20 protein-coding genes are annotated in these 24,876 nt (G+C 71.9%); 6 read left to right on the top strand and 14 right to left on the bottom strand.

Translation table 11 applies throughout. The features are described 5' to 3' along the window. Nucleotides 1-6 precede the first annotated feature (6 nt). From EW117_RS20935 to EW117_RS30680, 4 genes are all read right to left on the bottom strand, one after another. Nucleotides 7-942 carry an aminoglycoside phosphotransferase family protein gene (locus EW117_RS20935; protein WP_207211968.1) on the bottom strand — a complete coding sequence of 312 codons (936 nt, stop codon included), beginning with the start codon at nt 940-942 and terminating at the stop codon, nt 7-9. A 29-nt stretch (nt 943-971) separates the two neighbouring features. After that, on the bottom strand, nt 972-1,910 hold the full coding sequence (locus tag EW117_RS20930) for an alpha/beta hydrolase (RefSeq protein ID WP_129788631.1): 939 nt from the start codon (nt 1,908-1,910) through the stop codon (nt 972-974). A 52-nt stretch (nt 1,911-1,962) separates the two neighbouring features. Beyond that, nucleotides 1,963-2,466: an MmyB family transcriptional regulator gene (locus EW117_RS30685; protein ID WP_340641105.1), complete on the bottom strand. Its 504-nt coding sequence runs from the start codon at nt 2,464-2,466 to the stop codon at nt 1,963-1,965. Nucleotides 2,467-2,569: 103 nt separating this feature from the next. Then, a complete protein-coding gene (locus EW117_RS30680; protein WP_340641103.1) occupies nt 2,570-2,866 on the bottom strand; it encodes a helix-turn-helix domain-containing protein in 297 nt (98 codons plus the stop codon). A 177-nt stretch (nt 2,867-3,043) separates the two neighbouring features. On the opposite strand from EW117_RS30680, the gene EW117_RS30675 reads away from it, so the two are divergent. Then, nucleotides 3,044-3,400, top strand: a complete 357-nt coding sequence (locus EW117_RS30675) for an MFS transporter (RefSeq protein ID WP_340641102.1) — start codon at nt 3,044-3,046, stop codon at nt 3,398-3,400. Between the two features lie 85 nt (nt 3,401-3,485). Here the strand turns inward: EW117_RS30675 and EW117_RS20915 are convergent, their stop codons facing one another. From EW117_RS20915 to EW117_RS20885, 7 genes are all read right to left on the bottom strand, one after another. Then, complete coding sequence (locus tag EW117_RS20915) at nt 3,486-7,529, bottom strand: LamG-like jellyroll fold domain-containing protein (RefSeq protein ID WP_129788630.1); 4,044 nt, start codon at nt 7,527-7,529, stop codon at nt 3,486-3,488. 366 nt (nt 7,530-7,895) lie between these two features. Continuing rightward, nucleotides 7,896-9,965 (bottom strand): glycoside hydrolase family 31 protein, encoded by a 2,070-nt coding sequence (locus EW117_RS20910; RefSeq protein ID WP_129788629.1) that lies wholly within the window; start codon nt 9,963-9,965, stop codon nt 7,896-7,898. Then, on the bottom strand, nt 9,962-12,043 hold the full coding sequence (locus EW117_RS20905) for a glycoside hydrolase family 127 protein (protein ID WP_129788628.1): 2,082 nt from the start codon (nt 12,041-12,043) through the stop codon (nt 9,962-9,964). The genes EW117_RS20910 and EW117_RS20905 overlap by 4 nt, the downstream gene beginning before the upstream one ends. Before the next feature lie 84 nt (nt 12,044-12,127). Next, entirely contained in the window at nt 12,128-12,994 is an 867-nt protein-coding gene (locus tag EW117_RS20900) for a carbohydrate ABC transporter permease (protein ID WP_165362800.1), read from the bottom strand. Continuing rightward, nucleotides 12,991-13,956 (bottom strand): carbohydrate ABC transporter permease, encoded by a 966-nt coding sequence (locus EW117_RS20895; RefSeq protein WP_129788627.1) that lies wholly within the window; start codon nt 13,954-13,956, stop codon nt 12,991-12,993. Before EW117_RS20895 ends, EW117_RS20900 begins: the two co-directional genes overlap by 4 nt. A gap of 121 nt (nt 13,957-14,077) precedes the next feature. Further along, entirely contained in the window at nt 14,078-15,346 is a 1,269-nt protein-coding gene (locus tag EW117_RS20890) for a sugar ABC transporter substrate-binding protein (protein ID WP_129788626.1), read from the bottom strand. 106 nt (nt 15,347-15,452) lie between these two features. Next, a complete protein-coding gene (locus EW117_RS20885) occupies nt 15,453-16,475 on the bottom strand; it encodes a LacI family DNA-binding transcriptional regulator (RefSeq protein ID WP_129788625.1) in 1,023 nt (340 codons plus the stop codon). A gap of 298 nt (nt 16,476-16,773) precedes the next feature. On the opposite strand from EW117_RS20885, the gene EW117_RS20880 reads away from it, so the two are divergent. The 3 genes from EW117_RS20880 to EW117_RS20870 all read left to right on the top strand — a co-directional run bounded on the left by EW117_RS20880 (nt 16,774) and on the right by EW117_RS20870 (nt 21,957). Beyond that, nucleotides 16,774-18,507 carry a carbohydrate-binding protein gene (locus tag EW117_RS20880; RefSeq protein ID WP_129788624.1) on the top strand — a complete coding sequence of 578 codons (1,734 nt, stop codon included), beginning with the start codon at nt 16,774-16,776 and terminating at the stop codon, nt 18,505-18,507. A gap of 93 nt (nt 18,508-18,600) precedes the next feature. After that, nucleotides 18,601-19,644 (top strand): LacI family DNA-binding transcriptional regulator, encoded by a 1,044-nt coding sequence (locus EW117_RS20875; RefSeq protein WP_207211967.1) that lies wholly within the window; start codon nt 18,601-18,603, stop codon nt 19,642-19,644. A 111-nt stretch (nt 19,645-19,755) separates the two neighbouring features. Further along, a complete protein-coding gene (locus EW117_RS20870) occupies nt 19,756-21,957 on the top strand; it encodes a beta-galactosidase (RefSeq protein ID WP_129788623.1) in 2,202 nt (733 codons plus the stop codon). A 41-nt stretch (nt 21,958-21,998) separates the two neighbouring features. On the opposite strand, the gene EW117_RS20865 is transcribed toward EW117_RS20870, so the two are convergent. Next, nucleotides 21,999-22,586, bottom strand: coding sequence for a MarR family winged helix-turn-helix transcriptional regulator (locus EW117_RS20865; RefSeq protein WP_129788622.1), 588 nt, complete (start codon nt 22,584-22,586; stop codon nt 21,999-22,001). Between the two features lie 106 nt (nt 22,587-22,692). On the opposite strand from EW117_RS20865, the gene EW117_RS20860 reads away from it, so the two are divergent. Together EW117_RS20860 and EW117_RS29505 are read left to right on the top strand one after the other, a co-directional pair. Continuing rightward, nucleotides 22,693-23,139 carry a pyrimidine dimer DNA glycosylase/endonuclease V gene (locus EW117_RS20860; RefSeq protein WP_129788621.1) on the top strand — a complete coding sequence of 149 codons (447 nt, stop codon included), beginning with the start codon at nt 22,693-22,695 and terminating at the stop codon, nt 23,137-23,139. After that, the gene (locus tag EW117_RS29505; RefSeq protein ID WP_165362798.1) at nt 23,136-23,273 is read left to right on the top strand and encodes a hypothetical protein; all 138 of its coding nucleotides are present in this window, start codon (nt 23,136-23,138) and stop codon (nt 23,271-23,273) included. The genes EW117_RS20860 and EW117_RS29505 overlap by 4 nt, the downstream gene beginning before the upstream one ends. A gap of 70 nt (nt 23,274-23,343) precedes the next feature. Here the strand turns inward: EW117_RS29505 and EW117_RS20855 are convergent, their stop codons facing one another. Both EW117_RS20855 and EW117_RS20850 read right to left on the bottom strand, forming a co-directional pair. Next, nucleotides 23,344-24,168: a ferredoxin reductase gene (locus EW117_RS20855; protein WP_129788620.1), complete on the bottom strand. Its 825-nt coding sequence runs from the start codon at nt 24,166-24,168 to the stop codon at nt 23,344-23,346. Beyond that, nucleotides 24,161-24,841: a sulfite oxidase-like oxidoreductase gene (locus EW117_RS20850; RefSeq protein ID WP_129788619.1), complete on the bottom strand. Its 681-nt coding sequence runs from the start codon at nt 24,839-24,841 to the stop codon at nt 24,161-24,163. Before EW117_RS20850 ends, EW117_RS20855 begins: the two co-directional genes overlap by 8 nt. Between the last annotated feature and the right edge of the window lie 35 nt (nt 24,842-24,876).

Here is a 24,876-nt window from a genome sequence, read left to right as displayed (position 1 = left end):
CCAACCCTACCGACCGGTCGCCAGGAGGCGACGCACCGCGGCGTGTGCGGGCGGGCCCCACGACCGCTTGCCGCCCGGGCGGCCGTGCACCTCGGCCTCGCCGATCAGGATGCCGCTCAGCGCGGTCAGCACGGCCCAGCCCCGGGCCCGCCGGAGCGTCGCGTCGTCGGCGCCGACAGCACGGTCCGCACCACCCGCCGGCCGGTAGGCCTCGTGGAACGCGGCCGCGGCGCCGTCGGGCAGCAGGGACCATACGGCGGCCAGATCGGTCGCCGGATCGCCCGCGCACAGGTCGCCGAAGTCGATGACGCCGCAGAAGGTGCCGTCCGCGGTGAGGATGTTGGCCGCGTGCAGGTCGCCGTGCAGCCACACCGGCGGGCCCGCCCACTCGGGCGCGGCCACCGCGTCGTCCCAGACGGCGCACAGCGCGTCCGGGTCGGCGACGAGGTCGAGCTCAACGGCGGCGGCCAGCCGGTCGGAGAACTCCGCGGAGCGCTCGGCCAGCGGTCCGCCCCGGCCGCGGCCGGCCGGCGCCTCCTCCGGCGCGGGCCGGTGGAGGGCCGACAGGAAGGCGGCCAGAGCCCTGGCGGCCTCGGCCGCCCGGGTCGCCGGGGCGTGGTCGGCCGGCGTGCCCGGCACCCAGGTGGTGACGATCCAGGAGCGCGGGAAGCGCGCGGCCGGCTCGCCCAGGCGCTGCGGGACGGGGACCGGCAGCGGCAGACGCGGCGCGAGCCCGGGCACCCAGGCGTGCTCCTTGCGCAGCAGGGAGTCGGCCGCCTGGGTGGCCCACGGCATCCGGACGGCGAGGTCGTCGCCCAGCCGCCACAGCTGGTTGTCCCAGCCCTTCGCGCCGAGCCGCAGCGGGCGGTCCGCCAGATCGGGGTGCTGCTCGCGCAGCAGGTCCCGGATCAGGTCCGCGGTGATCTCGACGCTAGGGCTCATGGGAGCAACGGTACGTTCCGCGGCGAGCCTCAGACGCCGAAGGCCCGCGCCACCCAGGAGTCGCGTGCCGTGCGCATCGCCTCGGCCAGCATGCTGTGCGGCGCCATCATGTCGAAGCCGTGGAACCCGCCGGGCCATACGTGCAGCTCCGCCTGCACGCCCGCCGCCCACAGCGCGGTGGCGTAGGCGACGTCCTCGTCCCGGAACACCTCGGCGCTGCCGCAGTCGATGAAGGCCGGCGGCAGCCCGGACAGGTCGGCGGCCCGCGCGGGGGCGGCGTAGACCGAGACGCCGTCGGTCCCCCGGCGGTCACCGAGGAGCGCCGACCACCCGGTCACGTTCGAGACCCGGTCCCAGACGCCGACGCCGTCGATCTGGGCGGTCGAGACGGTCTGGTCGCGGTCGTCCAGCATGGGGTAGATCAGCACCTGCCCTGCCAGGGCGGGGCCGCCCTCGTCCCGGGCGATCAGGGCGGTGCCCGCGGCGAGGCCGCCGCCGGCGCTCGCCCCGGCGATGATCAGGCGGTCGGGATCGATGCCCAGCTCCTCGGCGTGCTTCCCCGTCCACACGAGACCCGCGTAGCAGTCGCGCACGGGGTACGGGTCGGGGAACTCTGGCGCGAGGCGGTACTCGACGGTCACGACGACAGCGTCGAGGTCGGTGACCCAGCCGATGATCTGGTCCAGGCCGACGAACCTGTCCCCCAGGATCATGCCGCCGCCGTGGGTGTGGTAGACCCCTGGCCCGACGCCGGTCCGGCCCGCACGCCGCAGGACCGTCACCTCGATCTCGTCGCCGTCGTACCCGGGGACGGTCACGTCCCGGCGCTCGACGCCCGCCTGCTCCAGCACGTCGTCGACGTCCAGATCCATCGGAGACCGGCCCTGGCGCAGCAGCGGGATCATCTCAGGTGTGATCGACGGCGGCATCTGGTCGGCCAGTCTTGACCTCGATCGCGCCGGGAACATCAGCCGAACGTGGCGCTGTCGACGCGCATTCCCCGCCATCTGGCGGGCCTGCTCAGCGCGCCACGGGCGCGGCGGGACCCGTCGTCTCGACGTCGCGGGCGAGCAGCTCGAGCGCCTCGGCCCCGGTGCCAGGGTCCGGGGTGTACAGCAGGACCCGGTGACCGGAGTCGTCCGGGGGCGTCAGCACCTCGAAGGTGAGCTCGAGCTCGCCGACCTCTGGATGCCGGAAGTACTTCAGGGCCGAGACGCACCTCTCCACGGGGTGCTTGGCCCACAGCGTGCTGAACTCCGGGCTCCTCACCGTGAGCTCCCCGACGAGTGCGGTCAGCTCGGCGTCCTCCGGGCTCCTTCCGCCGAGAACGCGGAGCGACGCCACGGCACGAACCGCCTCCTCGTGCCATCTGGCGTACAGCTCCTTGGTGTGCTCGTCGAGGAAGAGCATGCGCGTCATGTTCGGCCGGTCCGCGACGTGTCCCGGGCTTTCGAAGTCGAGATGGCCAGCGACGAGCCGGTGCCCGAGCCGGTTCCAGCCGAGCACCTCGCTGCGCCGGCCGATGATGACCGCCGGTGTGCCGTGCAGGGAGCTGATCAGCCGGAGGGTCCCGGTCCGTGCGCGGTCGGGCTTCGCCGCGGCCCTCCGCCTGGACGACCGTTCCGGCCTAGCGACGTTGAACAGGTGCCTGCTCGTCCCGGGTCAGGTTCAGTGCCCGCGCGATCGAGGCGATCACCGCCTCCGACGCGTTCGTGCTCAGCCCCTGCTCGAGGCGCGAGTAGTACGTCGGGCTCACGCCCGCGAGCATCGCGAGCTCCTCGCGGCGTAGCCCGGGCACCCGGCGCACGCCATGACCCCGCAGCCCGACGTCCTCGGGCTGCAGGGCGGCGCGACGGACCCGAAGGGGCAACGTCGCGGGCACGCTCGCGTTCGTCACCGAGACGTCGCTGGTCTTCCTCCTCACCCTCTACCTCCAGGAGACCCTCGGATACACACCGCTCGGCGCGGGCCTGTCCTTCGCCGTCCTCGGCCTCGGCACCGTCCTGGGCGGGCTCCTCGGTCCCCGAGTGATCGGCAGGTTCGGGAACAAGGCCGCCATCGTCGGAGGATTCCTCGTGCAGGCCGCCGCGACCTGCCACTGGTGCTGATCTCCGACGCGCCCGCGTCGATCTGGCTCGTGCTCGTCGCGACCTTCATCGGTGGCGTCGCGAACCTGGTCGTCATCGTCGGCTTCATGGTCACTGCCACATCCGGCGTACCAAGCTCCGAGCAGGGGCTGGCGACCGGCCTGACGACGATGAGCCAGCAGGTCGGCATCACGATGGGCACTCCGATCATGAGCGCCGTGTTCACGGCTGTGGCGCTCGCGAGTGCGGCTCCGCACGCCGAGGCGGTGCTCTCGGGCGTCACCACGGCCGTCTGGGTCAACGGCGGGATCTGCCTCGCCGCCGCCCTGGCTGTCGCGACGTTCCTCCGCACACCGCGAACGCCCGCCTGAGGGCCAGACAGACTTTGTTGTGGGCGCGACCGTTGCGACTACCTGCCCGTTTTAGCCGCAACGATCACGCCCACAACCAAAGGGGTCAGTCGCAGGTCACCGCCGGGTAGGCGTGTTCCGTGGCGACGCCCGACGCCGTCACCGTGACCGAGCCCGCCGCCAGCGATGTCGCGCGGGCCGCGAACGTCTGCCGCCAGGTCTCACCCGGCGCCAGATCCCGCGTCGAACGCTTCCCGAGCTCACCCTCGACCCGCACGTCGAGCGGCGCCGCCGAGACGTTCCGAGTGCTCACCATCAGGAAGGCCCGTGACGCGACGCAGGCGGTCTTCGTCGTGACCTCCGTCCGGACCGGCGCCGCCAGCGGCGACACCGTGATCCGGTCGACGACCGGAGCCCAGCGGGACCGCAGCGGGAAGTCGGGCCAGACGTCGGAGGCGTAGGTGACGCCGTCGAAGTTCGGCGCCTCCTGCGAGCTCAGGGTGATGGTGTTCTCGCCCTCCTCCAGGTCGAGCACGACGGTCTTCTCCCAGAAGTTGTTCGCGTGGAACGAGTGCGGGAAGAGGACCGGCGTCGACGCCCCGCCGTTCACCGAGACGTCCGCCCGCCGGGCGATCGGGTCCGGGTTGTAGTGCGACGCCGGCGACTGCTCCGGGTTCGAGTACCGCAGGACGACGGCGTGCGGGCCGGCCTGTCCCGCCGCGACCCGGAACGTCAGACTGCTGTTGTTGCCGGGATCGCCCCCGACGTCGGTCACGACCTTGCCGCCCTCGGCGAGCGAGAGCCCGGACACCTTCGCGGAGCCGGCGAGCTCGGCGTCCTCGGCCTGGTACTCGGTCGCCGTGAGCGTCCCGGCCCCCGGCGCGACCGTCAGCCGGTCGACGACGACGCCACCGGCGCCGCCCGTCACGACCACCTTGTTCACGCCTCCGGTCAGGTGCGCCGCGACCTGCCGGTCCCGCGCGAGGTCGAGGACCTCGCGGCCGTTGACCGCGAGGGTCCCGCTGCTGCCACTCCCGCTGCCGCCCAGCAGGTCGACGCCGAGCGTCGCCTCGGCGTCACGCGCGCCGTAGACCCAGAAGGTCGCGGTCTCGCCGTCGGCCAGCTCGACGCCGCCGGCGCCGGAGACCGTAGCCGGGTCCACCCCGTCGGGGGCCTCGTACACGGCCCGTCCGCCGTCGAGCGTCGCGAGCTCCGCCTCGTACACCGAGCGGCCGGCGTCGGGGCTCGGCAGGGCCAGGGTGATGCGGTCGAGGATCGCGTCGCCCTTGGTCGTGCCGGTCCCGTCGAGGCTCCGCGCCGCGAGCGAGATGGTGTGCGTGCCCGCCGTGAGGTCGACGGTCGTGTCGGCGTGGTCCCAGACCACCCACTTGTAGGCGAGCGGCAGGTGGAGCTCCTGCTCGGCGGCGCCGTCGACCCGCACGAACACGTTGGTCGGGCCCTGCTCCGCCACCCTGTCGAAGGTGTTGAGGCTGTTGGCGAAGACCGACAGGTCGTACGTGCCGTCCTCGGGCACCGTGACCTCGAAGTCCAGGACGCCGTCCGACCCGGTACGCAGCCCGCCGACGTCGTACCCGCCGGAGGTGTAGAACTTCGCGACGTCGGACGGCGAGCCCTCCGGGCCGTTCTTCGAGTAGCCCGACCCGGTGTAGGTGGCGTCCTCGGCCTCGTAGCTGGCCTCCCACGAAGTCGGCGCCGTGCTCGTGGACTCGCCGACGCCCGCGGGCGTCACGACGATCTCGTACGCCGACGACTCCCGCAGCAGCGGCAGCGTGGCGCCGCCGTCGAACTCCAGCGCCACCTTCCCGTCGGTGACGGGCAGTGTCAGCTCAGCCAGGTGACGCGGCTGGGCCGAGTCGCCGAGCTGGCCGGTCCACGGGATCTCGCGCACCGTGACGCGCACGTCGTCGCCGAACACGGCCTCGGGGACGTTCACCAGCTCGACGGGCGCGGCGCCGTCGGCCCCGCCGACGATGGTGCGCGACATCGCGCGGTCCGTGTCCAGGGTCGACACGCCCTGCAGCGTGTAGTTCTGGCCCGGGAACGGCGGCGTGACCTCGACGGTGTCCCCGGTCATCTGGGCGTAGGCGTTGAACAGCCACCACTGCCCGTTGCCGCGGTCGGACTGGACGGCGGAGTCGGACAGGTTGCCGTCGATGTTCCAGTACGCGATGTCGGCGTCGACCTTGGAGTCCTCGATGGCCGAGATCCACTGGATCATCTGGCCGGGCACCGAGGTGTGGTAGTTGAACGCGTACTCGTTGATGTTGATCGGCAGCTCGGTGCCCTCGTGCGCCGTGCCCGCGAAGACCTCGGCCTCCCAGCCGCGGTAGGTCGCCACCGACTCCCGGATCTTCTCCGGGTGGGACAGCTCGTGCCACGTGATGACGTCCGGGACGGTCCCGGCCTCGACGGTGTGCTCGAGGTAGCCCTTCACCTGGCCGTACAGGATGCTGGTGTTCGGGCCCGCGATGCGCGCCTGCGGCATCCGCTCCTTGATGACCGCGTGGACCCGGTCCCAGGCGGCGAAGTAGTCGGTCGGGTCGTTCAGCCAGCTCACCCTGTTGTAGCTCCACTGGCCCGTGCCGAACATGTTGCCCTCGGGCTCGTTGAACGGCACGAAGACCACGTTGTCCTGGTACTCCTCCGGCAGCTCCAGCACCTGGTCGACCTGGGTCGCGATCTTCTCGACGAAGGTGTCGAGCTTCTCCTGCGGGGTGTCGCCGGGCCACTCGTACGGGAAGCCACGGTGGATGTCGGTCATGTAGATGTAGACGTCACCGTCGGTCGCGTCGGCGAGCGGCCGGACGACCTCGAGCGCGTCGGCGCCAGGGTGCTGCGGCCCGTCCTGCGCCTTGGTCGAGACGGTCCGGATGCCCATGCCCTCGATGAGGTTGTCGCTCGGGAGCCCGTCGCCGTACAGCCCGTACAGCGTGCCGGACGCTCCGCCGTGGAACGGCCCGGTCGCCGATCCGAGGTCCACGCGCAGCTCGCCCCGGTGCACGGTGACGGTTGCGGTCACCGGCGTCCCGGCCGCGTCGCCGTCGACTGTGAACTCGCCCGGCTGCGCGTACCGCGCCGGGTCGACGTCGTCCCAGGTCACCGGCACGTCGCGGTCGTACCCGTCGGTGAAGGAGGCCCGCACCGCCACGGGCAGCTCGGGCGCCGCGGCGACCGTCGTGCGCACCTCGAAGGTGTTCTCGGTCAGTTCCACCATGTCGGGAGTCTCCCCCACCAGCTCCGCTATCTGCCCGGCGTCCAGCGCGCCGCGGTAGATACGGAAGTCGTCGATCGCGCCGTCGAGCAGCGGGTCCGGCCAGAACGACTTGCCGAGGTAGCCCGCCGACGGCGCGGTTGCGGTGAGGAGCTCCCCCGCCGAGATGGTCGTAGTCGCCGATCCGACGGCGACGCCGTCCAGATAGGTCGTGACCCGGTCCGCCGCGGTGTCGAGCGAGGTGGTCAGGGTGACCCAGTCGCCGGCTTTGAGCGGGCCGTAGCCTGTCACCTGCGCCTCGGCGGAGCCACCGCCGTTGGTAGTGATCGCGGCGCGGAGCCGCCCGTCGCCGTTCGACGGCGTCGTGAACAGGTAGCGCGTCGTGTTGGTGCCGAGGTCGAAGAACCGCTGCCACGCCCCGCCCGTTCCGCCCCACTGGGCGCGCGCCGAGACGGTCAGGTCCGTCGCACCCTCGAGCGCACCGCGCGGGATCGTCACGTAACCGCCGCCCGATCCGCCGGGCAGGTCGAGCGCGCTGCCGCCGCCCTCGGCGCCGACCACGCCGGTGGCGCCGGAGATCGCGCCGTCGAGGCCGTTCCCTGAGGAGTCGGGCACGACGGCGCCCGTGACGTCGTCCATCGTGTAGTGCAGGTCGGGTGCGGGCAGCTCTTGTGCTGCCGTGGTTGTGGCGGTAGGGGTTGTGGCGGTTGCGGTGCTCGTGGCCGCGGTGCCGGCGCCCGCCGTGATGCTGGCGGTTACGGCGGCCGGGGCCGCCAGTGCCGCACCGGCCGTGCTGCCGGCAAGCGCCAGAGCCGCGAGCGCCGCGACGGCGGTGCGCCGCGATCTGCGCCAGGCGGGTCTGCTGAGCGGTGCTGGTTCGCTACGCGAACCGCTGTGCCATGAAGGTGTCGTGCTCATCGTTGAGTGCCTTCCTTCTCATCGTGGGTGGAACGAGGTTCAGGGGACGGGATGCGGCTCGGGTGCTCGGCCTGCACCGTCGAGATCGGTCGGTTGCCTTGAGATCGGTCGTTTGATTGACCGATCTCAAAGCAAAGGACCGAAGTCAGATCTGGCGCAGTTCGAAGGACCGAAGTCAGATCTGACGCAGTGCATGTGGCCGAACTCAGGCCACGAAGGCGCAGCGGACGGCCCACGAGTTGGTAACCCACGCAGTCGAACCGGTTCGACGACGCCCAGCCGGACGGCGCCCCGGACGCTGGGCCCCGTGGTCGGCAGGCCGCTGCGGGTCTCCGCCGAGGTCGGCAGTTCGCACACCGGGCGCACCTAGGCAGCCCCCGCCGTGCTTGGCCCGGCCACGGGCGCGCCCGGCGCCACCCGACCCGTCGTGCGACCGACGACCTCCGGCAGCGCGCCGTCGCGCAGGAACACGGGCACGACGTCGAGCGGGGCGTCCGCGCGCACCGTCACGCCGCCGTCGTGCACCCGACCGGTGGCGGCGTCGGTCCAGCGCGAACCCGCGGGCAGGTAGACGTCGCGTTCACGCGCACCGGCCACCAGGACCGGCGCGACCAGGATGTCCGGGCCGAGCAGGAACTGGTCGTCCACGTCCCACGCCCGGGAGTCCTCGGGGAAGTCGTGGAACAGGCCCCGCATCACCGGCTGGCCGTCGGTGTGCGCGGCGCGCATGGCGTCGCGGACGTAGTCGCGCAGGGTCTCGCGGAGGTGGACGTAGCGTTCCAGCACGCCGTAGACCTCCTCGCCGAAGCTCCACAGCTCGTTGGGGCCGCCCGACTCCAGGCGCCGAGAGCCGTCCGCCGCGACGACGTCCTCGCGCGGCAGCCGGTCGCCGTGCAGCCGCATGACGGGGCTGAACGCGCCGAGCTGGAACCAGCGCACGAGGAGCTCGTGGAACGCCGGGTCGGTGACGTCGCCCCGGTGGAACCCGCCGATGTCGGTGGTGAACCACGGAATCCCGGCGACGCCCATGTGGATGCCCGCGGTGACCTGCCGCGCCAGGTCCTCGAACGTCGAGGAGATGTCGCCCGACCAGACGAGGGCTCCGTAGCGCTGGCTGCCGGCCCAGGCGCAGCGCACCAGGTTGACGACCTCAGTCTCGCCGTCGGCGCGCTGCCCCTCGTAGAAGGCGCGCGCGAACGCCTGCGGGTACACGTTGCCCACCCGTAGCGCCGGGCCGAGGTGGTAGCGGAACGCGTCGTAGTCGTAGACCCCGTACTCGGGCTCGGCCTCGTCCAGCCAGAACGTGCGGATGCCGTGCGCGCCGTAGTTGCGCCGGCAGGTCTCCCAGAGCCAGCGCCGGGTCTCGGGGTTGGTCACGTCGAGGAATCTGCTCGGCCCCTCGAACGACATGTGGACGTCGAGCCCGCGGTCGGCGCGCACCAGCAGGTTGTTCCGCCGCAGGTACGAGTTGTTCTCCGAGTCGAGCGAGACCTGCGGCCAGACGGAGACCATGAGCTCGGCGCCGAGCTCCCGCAGCTCGTCGACCATCGCCGCCGGGTCCGGCCAGAACTCGTCCTCGAACCGGTAGTCGCCCATCTTTGGCCAGTGGAAGAAGTCCGCGACGATGACGTCCAGCGGCAGGCCACGACGGCGGTGCTCGCGCGCGACCTCCAGCAGCTGCTCCTGGTTCCAGTACCGCAGCTTGCACTGCCAGAACCCGAGCCCCCGCTCGGGCATCATCGGGGCGTGCCCGGTCGCGTCGGCGTAGGCGCGGGAGATCTGCGCCGGCGTGCGTCCGGCGGTCACCCAGTAGTCGAGCTGCCTGGTGGACTCCGCGTGCCACTCGGTGCGGTTGCGCGCGAACGTCGCGCGCCCGATCGCCGGGTCGTGCCACAGGAACCCGTACCCGCCGCTGGAGAGCACGAACGGCACGCTCGCCTGGGAGTTGCGGTGCGCCAGCTCGAACGTGGAGCCCTTGAGGTCCAGCACGTGCTGCTGGTACTGCCCCATCCCGTACAGCTTCTCGTCGGGGTCGGACTCGAACGACGCGGTGAGCATGTGGCTGTCGTCGCCGAGCCGCGGGCGGAAGTTCCGGGCGCGCAGCTGGAGCGAGCCGCCGCGGTCGATCTCACGCAGCAGGAGCCGGCCGTCGGCGTCGTAGAAGGCCAGCTCGCCGTGGAACTCGGTCGTGGTGAGCTCCACCCGGATCGCGCCGTTGACGAGTGTCGCGCCGTCCTCGCGGACCTCGGCACGGGCCTCGGCGTGCGCCTCGGGGTCCGGGGGCAGCAGCGCCCAGTCGGTGTCCGCGACGTCGCCCAGGAGCGTCGCGCGCACCCGGACGCTGTCCCGGCCCCACGGCTCGACGACGAGGGTCTCGCCGCCACCCCGCCAGATCAGGCGGGCGGCGTCGGCGCGGACGGGCAGATCGGTCGTCATCGGGTCTCCTCGGAGGGGGTCGTGGGGATGAACACGCGCATCGTCGACGGGCCGCGCTCGGCCCAGCGGTGGTAGGGCACGAGCGGCAGGTCCAGCAGGGCCGGCCCGCCGTCGTCGGCGTCAGCGGCGCTCTCGGAGGCGAACGGCGGCGTCCCCGCACCGGCCCCCGGCAGCGCGGCGGCACGCGCGCGGACGACGGCGCCGTCACCCTGCGCACAAGGCGCGACCGCCGGGTCGAGCCGTACCTGGTCGAGCAGCACGCCGTCGGGCAGGTCCGCCGACTCGAGCGCGAGCACGAGCGGCCCGCGCTCGACCGCGACGGTTCCCCGCACGGCGTCGACCCGGGGATCGGGCCAGGTCAGGCGGGGGGCCACAGGTAGGTCGAGCGTCACCACGTCGCCGAGCACCAGGGTGGCTTGCGCCGTGCCGGCGTCGGCCCACCCCGGGCCGACGGCGGCGGTGGAGCCGTCGGGGCCGGTGAGCGTGGCGCCGTCCGCCCAGTGCGGTACGCGCAGCCGCAAGGTGACCGGCCGCTCGGGGACGGCCGTGACCTCGACGCGGATGCGGCCGTCGTGCGGGTACTCGGTGGTCACCCGCAGGGCGAGCTCGCCGCCGGCCTGCCCGGGGTCGCGGGCGTCGACCGACAGCCGCAGGTCGCCCGCGGCGTACTGGGCCAGGGACACGACGACTCCACCGTCCGAGGAACCGCCGCCGGAAGAACCGCCAGGCGCCTCCTCGACGAACGCCGCGTACGTCTGCCACGACGCGAGCGTGCGCGCCACGTTGGTGGGGCAGCACGACACGTCGAACCACGGCGCCCGGACGCCGCCCTCGGCGCGGGGGTTGACGGCGTCCGGCCGCACGTCCGCGCCGGGCTCGCGCTGCTGCAGCGGGTTGGCGTAGAAGAACGCGCGCCCGTCCGCGCGGGGCGAGGTCGCCACGACGTTGTAGAGGGTGCGCTCGATCAGGTCGGCGTAACGTACCTCGCCCGTGGCCAGCAGCAGGCGCCAGGAGACCATGACCGAGGCGACGCCCGCGCACGTCTCGCAGTACGCGCGGTCGGGCGGCAGCTCCCAGTCGTCGCCGAAGCCCTCGTCCTGGTGCCGCGAGCCCATGCCGCCCGTGAGGTAGGTGCGCCGCTCCACGGTGCGCGTCCACTGCCGTTCGACGGCGGCGCGCAGGTCGTCGTCGTGCGTGTCCACGGCGACGTCGACGGCCCCGGCCGCGAGGTACAGGGCGCGTACCGCGTGGCCACGCCAGACGTCGGCGTCGCGCACCGGCACGTCGTCCTGGAAGTAGGCGGGGCTGAGCAGCGCGATCGGCGCGAGGGTGCCGTGCCCGCGGCGCTCGACGAAGAGCCGGGCCTGCTCGGTGTAGCGGGGTTCGCCGAGCGCGCGGCCGAGCTCGGCCAGGCCGAGCTCGATCTCGGGGTGTCCGCAGATGCCGTCCCGGCCGTCACTGCCCCGGCCATCGGCGCCGAACTCGCGGCACACGTGGTCGGCGGCGCGGCGCGCGACCTCGACCAGCCGGTCCTCGCCCGCCGCGCGACCCACCGCGTGCCCGAGGGTCCGCACGCGGGCCACCGCCGCCTGCAGCAGGTGTCCGGTGCAGTACAGCTCGTGGCCGGTCGAGAGGTCGGTGTACCGGCCGGCCTGGCCGGCGTGCCCGAAGCACGTGTTCAGGTAGCCGTCCTCGTCCTGCGCCGCCGCCACCCGGTCGACGACCTTGTTCAGCAGCGCCTCGACCGCCGGGTCACCCGTGCGGCCGTGCTCCCAGGCCAGCGCCTCGAGCAGCTTGTACACCTCGGAGTCGGAGAACTGCCAGCCCGGCCGCTCCCCGCCCGTGGCGCCCTCGGCGACGCGGTCGAAGTTGCCCAGCCAGCCGAGCTGCTCCATCCAGTCGAGGCAGTGCCGCAGCGTGGCGCGCGCGTTCGTCTCCTGGAGCGCGCCCCAGAAGCCGCCGTCCAGGACCAGCTCACCGACGCCGAGCCCGCGGCGCGGGCCGACCGGGTCGACCGGGCGTGCCTGGGCCTCCCGGTGCTGGGACGCGGCGGTGCGCGTCGAGAAATGCTGTGTCACGGGTCCCTTTGTCTCTCGGGTGTGGTCTCGCGGGCGGTGGGTCTCTCGCGCGGTCTCGCGCGGTCTTCCGGGTGCCGACGCCGGTCAGTCCTTGACCGCGCCGGCCGTGACACCCGCCGCCACGTAGCGCTGCGCCACGACGAGCAGGATCGTCGCCGGCACGGACGCGACCACGGCGGTCGCCATGATGGCGTTCCACTGCGTCGTGTTGTTGCCGATGTAGTTGTAGATGCCGAGGGTGATCGGGATGAGCTCGCCGTTGCGGTTCAGGGTCGAGGCGAAGATGAAGTCCGACCACGCCCACAGGAACGCGAACAGCGCGACGGTGAGCGTCGAGTTGCGGCTCACCGGCAGCACTATGGAGCGGAAGGTGCGCCAGGGCCCCGCGCCGTCGACCCGCGCCGCCTGCAGCAGCTCGCGCGGGATGCCCGACATGAACGCCGTGTACAGCAGGACGCCGAACGGCACCGCGACGGTCGAGTCCGCGACGATCAGGCCGCCGACCGTGTTGAGCAGGCCGAGGCTGTTGTAGACCGCGTAGAAGCCCATCGCCATGACGACGGCGGGGATCATCTGCGCGACCAGCAGCAGGAAGTTCAGCGTGCGTCCGCCGCGCAGGTTCAGCAGCGCGAGCGCGTACCCCGCCGGGGCGGCGATCGCGACGGTGAGCACCACGCAGCCGAGCCCGACCAGCAGGCTGGTCCCGAGGGCCGGGAGCTGCTGGCCGAACACCGCCGTGTAGCCCTCGAACGTCGGGTCCCAGGGGAACCAGTGCGGCGGGTCGGCCCGCAGGTCGCTGGTCCGCGTCAGCGAGACGTTCACCATCCAGTAGACGGGGAACAGCATGAGCACGGTGAAGACGACGCCGAGGGCGGTCTTCCACCAGGGCTTTCGCTGTAGCCCTCCCCCTGCTCGTCGCATCGGACGAGGGCTGGTCGTGAGGCTGGTCATGAGTCCTCCTGACGGCGCTGGAGCTGCAGGTGCAGGAACCCGAAGACGAGCGCGATGAGGATCAGCAGGTTGCCCACCGCGGCGGCGGGCGAGAAGTCCGGCTGACCGGTGCCGAACGCCTCCCGGTAGGACCAGATGGCGAACGTGGTCGACGCGTCGCCCGGCCCGCCCGTGGTCATGATCCAGATGACGTCGACGACCTTGAGCGTGTAGATCAGGCCCAGCAGGATCGTGATCGCCGAGACCGGGCGCAGCAACGGGAACGTGATGCTCCAGAACTGCTTCCAGGGGCCGGCGCCGTCCAGCGACGCGGCCTCGTACACCTCCCCCGGGATGTTCTGCAGGCCGGAATACAGGATCACGAGGTTGAACGGGATGCCGAGCCAGATGTTGGCGATGATCACCGACACCAGCGCCGTGTCCGGGGAGGTGAGCCAGTTGATCTGCTCCGCGCCGAACGCCGCCAGCACCGAGTTCACTATGCCGTTGTCGCTGTTCAGCATCCACGCCCACGTCGACGCCGAGACGATCAGCGGCAGCAGCCACGGCACGAGGAACATCGCGCGCAGCACGCCGGACAGCTGGAACCCGGACCGGAAGAACACCGCGAGCGCCAGGCCTATCGCGTACTGGAACACGATGGAGACGACGGTGAAGACCGCCGTGTTCCACAGCGCGGTCGGGAACGTCGAGGAGGTGAACACCTCGACGTACTTCTCGAACCCGACGAACTCGGCGTTGCCCTGGACGAACGCACGGATCGTGTAGTCGTGGACGCTGAGGTCGATGTTCCGCGCGAGCGGATAGGCGTAGAAGAGGATCAGGTACACGAGCAGCGGCGCGGCGAAGCCGACGGCGGCCCACTGGGACGCGGCCGGCCCGCGGCGGCGCCGCCGTGCGGCCGGCGCCCGGCCGACGCCGGGCGGCGCGCCCGCCGTGGCGGGCGCCTCGATGGCAGTCATCAGAGGTTTCCTTCGTAGGTGTCGGACGGGGCAGCTCCCCGCCGTCGTTGAGTGCTGGATATTCGCCCTTCGACGGGCGCTTTCGGGGCGAATATCCAGCGCTGAACGAAGGCGGGTGCGGTTAGCTGGTGGCCGTTTCCGCTTCTGTCTGGGCCGTCTTCAGGGCCTCTTCCGGGGTGGCGGCGCCGGACAAGGCGTTCTGGACAGCGGTCCACAGCGCCTCGGAGATCACCGGGTAGTCGGTGCCGAGGTCGTCGCTCGTGCGGCCCTTCGCGTTGCGCACGGCCTCGACCCACGGCTCGAGGTCCGGGTTCTCCTCGACCAGCGCGGCCTGCCCGTCCGCCGTCGGCGGCACGTAGTAGGCGAAGGTGTTCGCGGTCTCGACGAAGCCCTCGGGCGTCGTCATGCACTCGACTATCTGCCGGGTGACGTCGTAGCGCGCGGTGTCCTCCTGGACGGGCGCCAGGATGAACTCGCCGCCCGTCGGTGCCTGCGCGACGCCGCCGTCGCGCGCGGGAAGCTGCACGATGCCGGTCTCGAAGTCCGCCTCGGCCGCGCTGTTGACCTGCCACGTCCCGTTCTCGGCGAAGGCGAAGTCGCCCGTGAGGAACTCCTCCCACACGGTGTTCTGCGAGTTGTTGATCACGGAGTTGGGCGCGTAGCCCTCGTCCAGCCAGCCCTTCCACAGCTCGAGCGCCTCGACGGCCTCCTGCGAGTCGAGGTCGCGCAGGTCGGCGCCGGCGCCCCAGAACCAGGGCAGGAACTGGAACGAGCCCTCCTCGGTGCCGATACCCGCGAACGTGATGCCCTTGCTTCCGGCGTCGGTGACCTTCCCGAGGGCCTCGGTGAGCGAGGCCCAGTCGGTGATCGACGCCGGGTCGACGTCGGCCTCCTTCAGGATGTCCGCGTTGTAGTACAGCGACAGCGTGTTCGCGCCGATCGGGATGCCATACGTCTCGCCCCCGACGACGCCGGCCGCGAGCAGGTTCTCGTCGACGCCGGAGACGTCGAGCCCGAGCTCGTCGACCGTGGTCAGTATGCCGGTGTCGGCAAGGGTCGAGACCGCCGGGTTGTCCAGCAGGATGATGTCGGGCGACGTGCCCTCCTGGGCGGCGAGCAGCGCCTGGTTGGTCAGCGCCGTCGTGTCGTAGGCCGTGCGCTCGATGGTGACGCCGGCCTCCTCGCCGCAGGCCTGGACGCGGCCGGTCCAGTCGGACGCGTCGTCGTGCTGGGGGTACGGGTCCCACCAGGTGTAGGTGCTGTCGTCGCCGCCGGCATCGTTACCGCCCCCGGCGGGGTCGCCGGACGAGCAGGCGCTGAGCACGCCGACCAGTGAGAGTGCGGCCACTGCCGCGAGGGTGGTGGTGGGCTTGCGCCTCGGGTGGTGCATGGTTCCTCCTTGAACAGGTCCGGCCCGACGGCGTCGTCGACCGGCTGGGGGTGCTGTGTGTGACGTGGGGTGAACTGTGCGTGCTAGGGACCGGCTCGGTGTGCGGTCAGGCCGTCCGGGGCGCGCCCGTGCTGCCGCGGTCGACGAGCTCCGGCGTCACGAAGCGCACGACGTGCGGCTCGTCGGCCGCGACGTCGCCCTCGATGCGGCGCACGAGCTGGCGCACGGCCATGCGGCCGAGCCGGTCGGGGGCGCTCTCGATCGAGGAGTACGGCAGGGAGAAGGTCCGGGCGAACTCGTCCGAGTACCGCCCGACGACGGACAGGTCCTCGGGCGCCGTCAGCCCGCGCTCGTGCAGGACGGTGGGCAGGGCGGCCGCCGCCGCCTCGTTGTTGATCAGCAGCCCCGTGACGCCGGGGTGCGCGTCGAGCAAGGCGTTCAGATCGTGGCCGACGTCGGGCTGGTGCGACGACCCGGCGACTGTGTGCAGCGTGATGCCGCGGGCCTTGGCCGCCTCGACCGCGGCGTTCTGCAGGCGCCACACGTAGGCGCCGCCACGCTCGATGACGTGCTCGGGCTGCGACACCAGCGCCACCTCGCGGTGCCCGAGGCGGTGCAGGTGGTCCACCATGAGGCGGCCCGCCTCCTCGAAGTCGAGGTCGAACACGTCCACCCCGCTGCAGTCGGCGGGCAGCCCGACGAGCGCACCCGGCTGGGTCGCGGAGCGCAGGATCGGCAGACGCTCGTCCCGCTCGGCAACGTTGAGCAGCACGATGCCGTCGACCATGCGCGAGTCCGTGATGCGGCGCAGTGCGCGTGTGCCGTCGGCGTCGGACACCAGGAGGATGTCGTAGCCGAGCTCGCGCGCAGTGTTGGAGACGCCCAGCATGTACTGGAGCATCGCGGGCGCGAACTCGTCCTCGAGGAACTGGGCGAGCAGGCCGATCACCATCGTCTGCGACGTGGCCAGGGCCCGCGCCCCCGCGTTCGGCGTGTAGCCGAGCTGCCGCACGGCCTCCTCGACCCGACGGCGCACGTCCGCCGAGATCGCCCGCTTGCCCGACAGCGCGTACGACGCCGTGCTGCGGGACACCCCCGCCGCCTGCGCGACATCCCCGATGGTGGCCACTCCGCCTCCTCTGTGCTGCTCGACTCCGCCGCTCGACCGCCGCTCGACTGCTGCTCGGCTCTGAAGCTGCTCGGCTCGCATCCGTTGCGAACCGGTTCGACTCTAACCACACCGATCCACCCTTCGCAAGATCGAACCAAGATCGAATATTTGGGACTCTTGCGGCGGACGGCGTTCGAAACTAGCGTCATGGCAGGCCGGAACGTCGAACCGGTTCGCACTCCGACTACAAGATCCACACGACAAGAACTGCCTGTCACAAGCTCACCGCAAGGTTCGATCTCAACGAGGAGACGCCATGAAACGAGCTCTGCCCAGGCGCGCGCCGGCTCGGCGCGCCCTGTCCCGCATCAGCGTTCTCGCCCTGGTCCTGGGGGCCACGCTGGTCTCCCCCGCCGGTCCGGCCGCGGCCGCCGGCAACACGCTCACCGTCGACGTCGGCTCGGTGGTTCGTCCGGTGACCCACGTCGGGGCGGGCGGCCTGTACGGCGTCGGCTCGGACACGAAGCCCACCACTGCCCAGCTCCTGCCACTGAGCCCGAACGGGTTCACGCAGCCCGCGCCGGGCACCACCCACCTGGGCAACGGCGCCACCGAGCCCTGCTGCGACTCGCTCCACGTCGCGGACAACATCACCCGCGCCGGCGCGCAGCAGCTCATCCGGATGCCGGACATCTACCCGACGTTCCCGTACCGGTGGCAGGGCTGGGCGGACTGGGAGCAGAAGGTCCGGACCATGGTCCAGGACCGCCTCGCAGCCACGACGACGACGAACATCCGCGGCTGGGAGCTGTGGAACGAGCCCGACTGGACGTGGGACACCGCCGCGGCGGGATCGTTCAATGACGGCTGGACGCGCACGTTCCGCCTGGTCCGGTCACTCGACCCCGTGACGCCGATCGTCGGCCCGAGCGACGCGACCTACAACCACAACCGGATGCTGTCGTTCCTGACGCACGCGCGGGACACGGGGACGCTGCCCGACGTCATCGTCTGGCACGAGCTCGGCGACATGGACTGGAACTCGTTCGACGACCACGTCGCCGACTACCGGGCCCTCGAGAACCAGCTCGGCATCAGCCCGCGCCCGATCGCGATCAACGAGTACAACTCGTTCAACCAGATGGACATCCCGAGCGTGGCCGTGCACTGGATCTCGGTGCTGGAGCGGCACGGCGCGCGGGAGGCGCACCGCGCGTACTGGTTCGAGGCGGGCACGTTCGACGGCCTGTTCACGCTCCAGGGTCAGCCGACCGCCTCGTACTGGGCCTACCGCTGGTACGGCGGACAAGCGGGCAACGTCGTGCGGACGACGCCGCAGAGCTGGCTCGACGGCGTCGCGGCGTACGACTCGAGCCGCAAGATCGTCAACGTCGTGCTCGGCGGGGACAGCGGCAACAACAGCGTGCGGGTCAACGGGCTCGGCTCGTTCGGGTCATCGGTCCAGGTGACGGTGAACGCGGTGCCCGGCAGCGGCCGCAACACGCACGTGGCGGCCCCGACGGTGCTGTCGACGTCGACCATGCAGGTCTCGAACGGCAGCGTCACCGTTCCGGTCAACGGGATGACGGCGGAGGGCGCCTACCAGGTGGTCGTCACGCCGGCCGGCGGGCCGACGTCGAGCTGGCAGCAGGTCTACGAGGCGGAGAACGCGAACGTGGTGAATGCGCAGACGCGCAGCTCCTCGGGCGCCTCGAACGGCTCGTACGTGGGCGGCATCGACGGCGCCGCCGACATGCGCTCGCAGAGCTTCGTGGACTTCACGGTGAACGTCCCGACGGCCCGTAGCTACACGATGGCGGTCCGGTACGCGAACGGCACCGGGTCGACGTCGACCCACGGGCTCGCCTACAACGGCGGCGCCCTCTCGACCGTGTCCTATCCGCCGACGGCGGGCTGGGGCCAGTTCGCGACGACGAACGTCACCGTCTCGCTGCGGGCCGGGTACAACGTGATCCGGCTCGCGAAGGGCTCGCCGCACTTCCCGGGTGGTACGGGCTACGCGGAGCTGGACAGCATCACGCTGTCCTGACCGGGGTCAGCCACGGCCTTGACTACGTAGTCAAGGCCGTGCTTGGCTCTCGCGCGTTGACTACGTAGTCAGACGCCAGCAAGGGAGCTGCACATGGGTGCCACAGAACGGGGTGCCACAGAACGGGTGGCGATGACCGACGTCGCCCGCCGCGCGGGGGTCTCGCAGAAGACCGTCTCGCGGGTCGTCAATCGCGAACCACACGTGGCCGACGCGATCCGGGCCAAGGTCCAGGCGGTCATCGACGAGCTGGGGTTCCGGCCGAACGCGGCGGCGCGCGCCCTGGTCACCCGGCGCAACCAGCGCATCGGCATGGTCACGATGAGCACGTCGCTGTACGGACCGGCGTCGATCCTGGAGGGTGTCGACAGCGCGCTGCGCGGCTCCGGCTACTACCTGAGCGTCGCCCGCACGCAGGGCAACCGCGTCGCCGACCTGCAGGCCGCCATCGACGAGCTCGTCACCCAGGACATCGCGGGCCTCGTGCTCTCCGAGCCGATCGACCTGGGCCGTCCCGACCTGCGCATCCCGAACGGGCTGCCCGTGCTCAGCTTCGACTCGCCCGTCCCCGGCTCGCTCGAGACCGACGCGCGACCCGACGAGCTCGTGATGGGCGCCGACGAGATCGCCGGGGCGCGGTCCGCGAGCGAGCACCTGCTCGCCCTCGGGCATCACACGGTGCACCACATCGGCGGCACCGAGGGGTGGGCGGCGACGGCGCGGCGGGTCGAGGGCTGGCGCAGCGCCCTCTCCGACGCCGGGATCGAGGCGCCGCCGGTGATGCACGGCGACTGGACCCCCCGGTCCGGGCACGAGGCCACGACCGAGCTGCTGCGCCTCGGCGATGTCACCGCGATCTTCGCCGCCAACGACCACATGGCGATCGGCGCGATCCGTGCCGTGGAGCAGGCGGGCCTGCGCGTACCCGGCGACGTCAGCATCGTGGGTTTCGACGACGCCCCCGAGGCCGAGTTCCTCTCCACCCCCCTGACCACGGTGCGCCAGGACTTCGCCGAGGTGACCCGCCTGGCCGTGCACCGTCTGGTGCGCACCATCGAGGGCCGGCCCCCGGCCGAGCGGCGCCGGCTCGTCCCCGCCCAGCTGGTCGTCCGCCAGAGTGCGGCCCCGCCGCCGTAATGACCGCCGACCGCAACCCGCGGACGTGTCAGAACCGCAGGTCACCGGAGTGGACTTGTGGGTCTGACAGGTGCCAGCGAGCCACCGAGCACCACCACCCGAGAGGACAGCATGAGCGCACAACACCTGAACGACGGAGTCCTGTTCGGCGCCGCCTACTACTACGAGTACCACCGCCCAAAGGATCTCGGCACCGAGGACCGCCGAGCCCGGCGGCTGACGCGCGACCTGGACCTGATGGTCGAGGCGGGCTTCACGGTGATCCGGGTCGGTGAGTCCGTCTGGTCCACCTGGGAGCCGGAGAACGGCCGCTTCGACCTCGACTGGCTCCAGCCCGTGCTCGACGGCGCCCACGAGCGGGGCATCAAGGTGGTGCTCGGCACACCGACCTACGCGGTGCCGATGTGGCTGGCGCGGCTGTACCCGGAGATCAACGTCGTGCGCAAGGACGGCAGCTCGATGGGCTGGGGCGCGCGCCAGGAGATCGACTACACCCACCCGGCGTTCCTGTTCCACGCCGAGCGGATCATCCGTGCCGTCGTCGCCCGGTACGCCCGCCACCCCGCCGTCGTCGGCTACCAGGTGGACAACGAGCCGGGCAACGAGATCTTCCACAACCGGCAGGTCTTCGAGCGGTTCGTGGACCACCTGCGCACCCGGTACGGCAGCGTGGAGCGGCTGAACGACGAGTGGGGCCTGACGTACTGGTCGCACCGGCTGTCCACCTGGGCGGAACTCTGGACGCCGTCGGGCAACGCGCAGCCGCAGTACGCGCTCGCCTGGCGGAGGTTCCAGGCGGAGCTCACGACCGACTTCATCGGCTGGCAGGCCGACGTCGTCCGGGAGTACGCGCGCGAGGACCAGTTCGTCACCACGTGCATCTCCTACGAACGCCCGACGGTGCAGGACGACGCGCTGACGCGCGAGCTCGACGTCACCGCGGGCAACCCGTACTACCGCATGCGGGACCATCTGGCCCTGCCCCCGACCGTCGACGAGGACGACTCCTGGATGACGACGGGCACGTGGTCCCTGTACGCGACGGCCGACCGCATGTACTCCTCGAAGCAGGCGCCGTTCCTCGTCACGGAGACCAACGCGCAGGCGATCGGCGGCCCGTGGCAGCACGAGCCGGCGTACGACGGCCAGTGGCGACAGGTCGCCTGGGCGCTGGTCTCCCGCGGCGCCACGATGATCGAGTACTGGCACTGGCACACGCTGCCCTACGGCACCGAGACCTACTGGGGCGGGATACTCCCGCACTCCCTCGAGCCCGGGCGCGTGTACCAGCAGCTCGCGGCCCTGGGCGCCGAGCTGCGCGCCGCCGGCAGCACGGTGGCGAACCTGACCCCGGACGCCGACGTCGCGCTCGTCTGGTCCAACCCGAGCAAGTGGTCGCTGGCGGAGTTCCCGCAGATCGGCGGCGGCGCCGGACCCGACCGGCGCGGCTACCACCGCATCTTCGACGCCTTCTACCGCGGCGCGTTCGACGCCGGCCTGCAGTCCCGGGTGGTGCACGACGCCCACCTCACCGACAGCAGCCCCGAGGCGGTCGCGGCCGAGCAGCCGGTGCTGGTCGCGGCCGGCGTCACGATCGCCGACGACGCCTGGCTCCGGTGGCTGGAGCGGTACGCGGCTGCCGGCGGCCACCTGGTGCTGGGCATCCGCACCGGGTACGAGGACGAGGAGGCCCGCGCGCGGGCGGAGCGCAAGCCCGCGCACCTGAGCGAGGCGGCTGGTGTCTTCTACGACGAGTTCGCGAGCATCGACACGCCGCTCGCGGTGGACGGCGCGGATGGTTTCGACCTCCCCGTCGGCGCTCACGCGACGAGCTGGGTCGACGGCCTGCAGGTGGTCGACGCCGATGTGCTGGTCCGCTACGACCACCCGCACTTCGGCCGGTGGCCGGCCGTGACCACCCGCGCGCACGGCTCGGGCCGGGTCACCACCGTCGGTACGATCCCCGATCCGGCACTCGCCCGGACGGTGCTGGCCTGGGCCGTGGAGCACGGCGGGCAGGCGGTACAGGGTGGGACGACGTCGGCCGGCGGGCCCGAGGCGATCGGTGGCTCACAGTCGTCCGACGCACTGTCCGACGCACCGCGGTGGCGGCCGCAGGCGCCTTCGCAGACCGTGACCGGGGCGACCAACCCCGCCGGTGAGCGGGTGCGGTTCGTGCACTCGTGGTCGTGGGACCCGAGCACGTTCGTTCTGCCCGGCGCGGTGCGCGACGTCCTCAGCGGCGAGGAACTGGGCGCGGGTGCGGAGCTGACGCTCGGGCCGTGGGACGTACGGGTGCTGCTGGAGGTCTGAGGCAGCGGATCAGCCCACGCCGAGCAGGGCGGGGATCGGGGTTACCGTTCCCCGCCCTGCTCGGCGTGCACCTGGTCGGCGGGCTGGCCGTCGTCGGTGCTCGCCAGGTCGTCGAGGAAGCGGGTGACGATCTCCCGCTCCCGTACGGTCAGGCGCGCGGCGGCGTCGAACCGGCGGGCGTGGCTGCGCCCCACGGTCTCGCGCGCCGCCCGCCGGGCCTCCTCGGTCACCTCGATGGCGAGGCTGCGCCGGTCGGACGGGTGCGGGAACCGCCGCACGTGGTCGCCCGCGGCCAGCCGGTCGATCAGCTTGGTCGTCGACGCCGTCGTGATGCCCAGGTGCTCGGCGATCGCGCCCGGTGTCACGACGCGCCCGTGGTTCTGCATCGCGATGACGAAGCGCAGCGCGCGCATGTCCGTCTCGCCGAGCCTCCAGTACCGCCGCGAGGCCTCGCTCATGCGGCGCTCGGTCTCCTTCCACCGCCGCAGCGCCTCCAGCACGCCCACCACCTGGTCGACGTCGGCGTCGGCCATGCCCGCTCGCCGCACTAGCTCCTGGTCCCGATCCATCACGCGCGGATCCATCATCGAGAGCTCGGCCTGGTCACGCGGCACAGGTTCGGGATCCACAGTCGAATATTACCCCGCTCACCTTATTGCGTCGTTTGCTTGAGGATAGCCTGGCTAGCTAAATTGGGCGGGTCCGATCCGACAACCGTCGAAGGAGTGCCGGCCCATGCGGCTCTGGTCGCTAAATCCGGCCCTGCTCGACCGGCAGGGCCTCACCGCGTGCTGGCGGGAGGGCCTGCTCGCGCAGGCGGTGCTCCTCGGTCGCACCCAGGGGTACACGGCGCACCCGCAGCTCGACCGGTTCCGGGAGCACCCGCAGCCCGTCACCGCCATCTCCGCCTATCTGCACGGCGTGCGTGACGAGGCGACCCGGCGCGGGTACCGGTTCGACGAGCGGCGGATCTCGCAGCCTTTGGACGGGCAGATCCGCGACATCGCCCGGATCGTGGTGACCACCGGCCAGCTCGACCGCGAGTGGCAGCACCTCCTGCACAAGCTCGCCGCCCGCTCCCCCGTGCACCGCGCCCTCATCGTCTCGGCCGAGCCGCCGACGCCCCACCCGCTGTTCGTCGTCGTCCCGGGTCCGGTGGCGAGCTGGGAGCGCGCGTCGTGACGACCCGTTCGCGCGTGTCGCGCCGGCTGCGGGTGACGCTGCCCGCCGTGCTCATCCATCTGCCCGACGGCGGTCCGGTCCTTCAACCCATGTGGCTCGACGGCACGGAGCCGACAGGATCCGGGGCATCCTGACGGAGCCCTGCGCCCCTCCCCCAGCCCTACGCTCTCCTCCGGCCCCACGGTCACGTCCGGCCCCCCGCCGTCACCCCGCCGCCGGGCCGAACCGTTCGGTGCGAACCCGGGCCGGGTCATGCCCCTGAGCCACGAGCATGCGCGAGACCGCCTCGACGAACCCCGTGGGCCCGCAGACGTACACCCGCGGCTCGAGCTCCGGCGGCCAGCCCCAGGTAGCCAGTTCGGAGGCGGTGAGGCGCCGCGGGCCGCGCAGTGCCTTGAGCGAGACCGCTCGCGTGAAGATCGTGCTGGCCTCGAAGCCGTCGCCACGGACGGCGTGCGCCTCCAGCTCGTCCGGGTACAGCTGGTCCTCCGCCGTCCGAACCGAGTAGATCAGGCGGAACGGCGTACGGTCCCCGGCCAGACGCCGGGCCCGGACCATGGACATCACCGGGACCAGACCGGAACCGCCCGCCAGGAGGAACACCGGTGTGCCGGCGTCGCGGGCGGCGTCCCAGACGAACCATCCGCCGATAGGACCGCGGACCTCGATCGCAGCCCCGAGCGGGAAGGCATCGACCAGGTACGGGGACACCTCGCCGTCGCGCACCCTCTGGACGGTGATCTCGACGCGCCCGGTGCTCGGTTCGTCCGGACCGGTCCCAAGCGTCGGACCGGTCCCAAGCGTCGGACCGCTCGCGACGGAGTACGACCGCTCGGCGGTGTATCCGTCGGGCGCGGTGAGGCGCACGTCGAGGTGCTGACCGGCCTGGTGACCCGGCCAGCCGGGCACGTCCAGCACGAGGGTCGCCGCCGACGGGCTCTCGATCCGCCGCTCCACCAGGGTGGCCACCTGCCATCCGGAGCGGACGGCGTAACGCTCGCCGAGCCGCGCGCCGGTTGCGTCAGTCACCCTGGTACCTCTGCTCCCGCCAGGGGTCGCCGAGGTCGTGATAGCCGAGCTTCTCCCAGAAGCCGGGGCGGTCCGTCGGCATGAGGGTCAGCGAGCGCACCCACTTGGCCGACTTCCAGAAGTACAGGTGCGGCACCAGCAGCCGCGCCGGGCCGCCGTGCTCGGGGTGCAGAGGCGCGCCGTCGAAGGTGTGCGCGATCCAGGCCTTGCCGCCCAGCAGGTCGGCCACGGGCAGGTTGGTCGTGTAGCCGCCGTAGGAGCCGACCATCGCGAAGTCCGCGGTGGAGTCGACGTCGGCGAGCAGGACGTCGAGCGAGACCCCGCGCCAGCGGGTCCCGAACTTGGACCAGCGGGTGACGCAGTGGATGTCCACGGTCGCCTCGTCCTGGGGCAGCGCCATCAGGTCCGCCCACGTCCAGGACTTCGCGATGCCCGACTCGTTGGTGACGGTAAAGGTCCAGGTTGCCGTGTTCACGTTGGGCGTGGGGCCGGCGGAGAGGACGGGGAAGCCCTCCTCCGCGTACTGCCCCGGGGGCAGGATCACACCCTCGGGGCGTGCCCGGCCGTGGAAGCCAGGGGTGAGGGTTGCGCCGGAGCCGGCAGAGTCTGGGGGTGCAGAGCCCGGGCCGGCAGGATCAGGGCCGCCCGGTACGGGCGGGGTCGCGCTGGTCATGCCTCAAGGTAGTGCGGCGGCGGGCACGCCGTCAT

The organism is Promicromonospora panici (assembly GCF_900608595.1).
Taxonomy (GTDB): Bacteria; Actinomycetota; Actinomycetes; order Actinomycetales; family Cellulomonadaceae; genus Promicromonospora; species Promicromonospora panici.
This window is presented reverse-complemented; position numbering and strand designations above follow the sequence as displayed.

Coding starts and splice junctions, on each gene's coding strand:
- EW117_RS20930 (WP_129788631.1), bottom strand. CDS start 1,910: ATGTTCCCGGCGCGATCGAGGTCAAGACTGGCCGACCAGATGCCGCCG.
- EW117_RS20910 (WP_129788629.1), bottom strand. CDS start 9,965: ATGACGACCGATCTGCCCGTCCGCGCCGACGCCGCCCGCCTGATCTGG.
- EW117_RS20900 (WP_165362800.1), bottom strand. CDS start 12,994: ATGACCAGCCTCACGACCAGCCCTCGTCCGATGCGACGAGCAGGGGGA.
- EW117_RS20860 (WP_129788621.1), top strand. CDS start 22,693: ATGCGGCTCTGGTCGCTAAATCCGGCCCTGCTCGACCGGCAGGGCCTC.
- EW117_RS20890 (WP_129788626.1), bottom strand. CDS start 15,346: ATGCACCACCCGAGGCGCAAGCCCACCACCACCCTCGCGGCAGTGGCC.
- EW117_RS20915 (WP_129788630.1), bottom strand. CDS start 7,529: ATGAGCACGACACCTTCATGGCACAGCGGTTCGCGTAGCGAACCAGCA.
- EW117_RS20850 (WP_129788619.1), bottom strand. CDS start 24,841: ATGACCAGCGCGACCCCGCCCGTACCGGGCGGCCCTGATCCTGCCGGC.
- EW117_RS20935 (WP_207211968.1), bottom strand. CDS start 942: ATGAGCCCTAGCGTCGAGATCACCGCGGACCTGATCCGGGACCTGCTG.
- EW117_RS20880 (WP_129788624.1), top strand. CDS start 16,774: ATGAAACGAGCTCTGCCCAGGCGCGCGCCGGCTCGGCGCGCCCTGTCC.
- EW117_RS20895 (WP_129788627.1), bottom strand. CDS start 13,956: ATGACTGCCATCGAGGCGCCCGCCACGGCGGGCGCGCCGCCCGGCGTC.
- EW117_RS20875 (WP_207211967.1), top strand. CDS start 18,601: ATGGGTGCCACAGAACGGGGTGCCACAGAACGGGTGGCGATGACCGAC.
- EW117_RS20870 (WP_129788623.1), top strand. CDS start 19,756: ATGAGCGCACAACACCTGAACGACGGAGTCCTGTTCGGCGCCGCCTAC.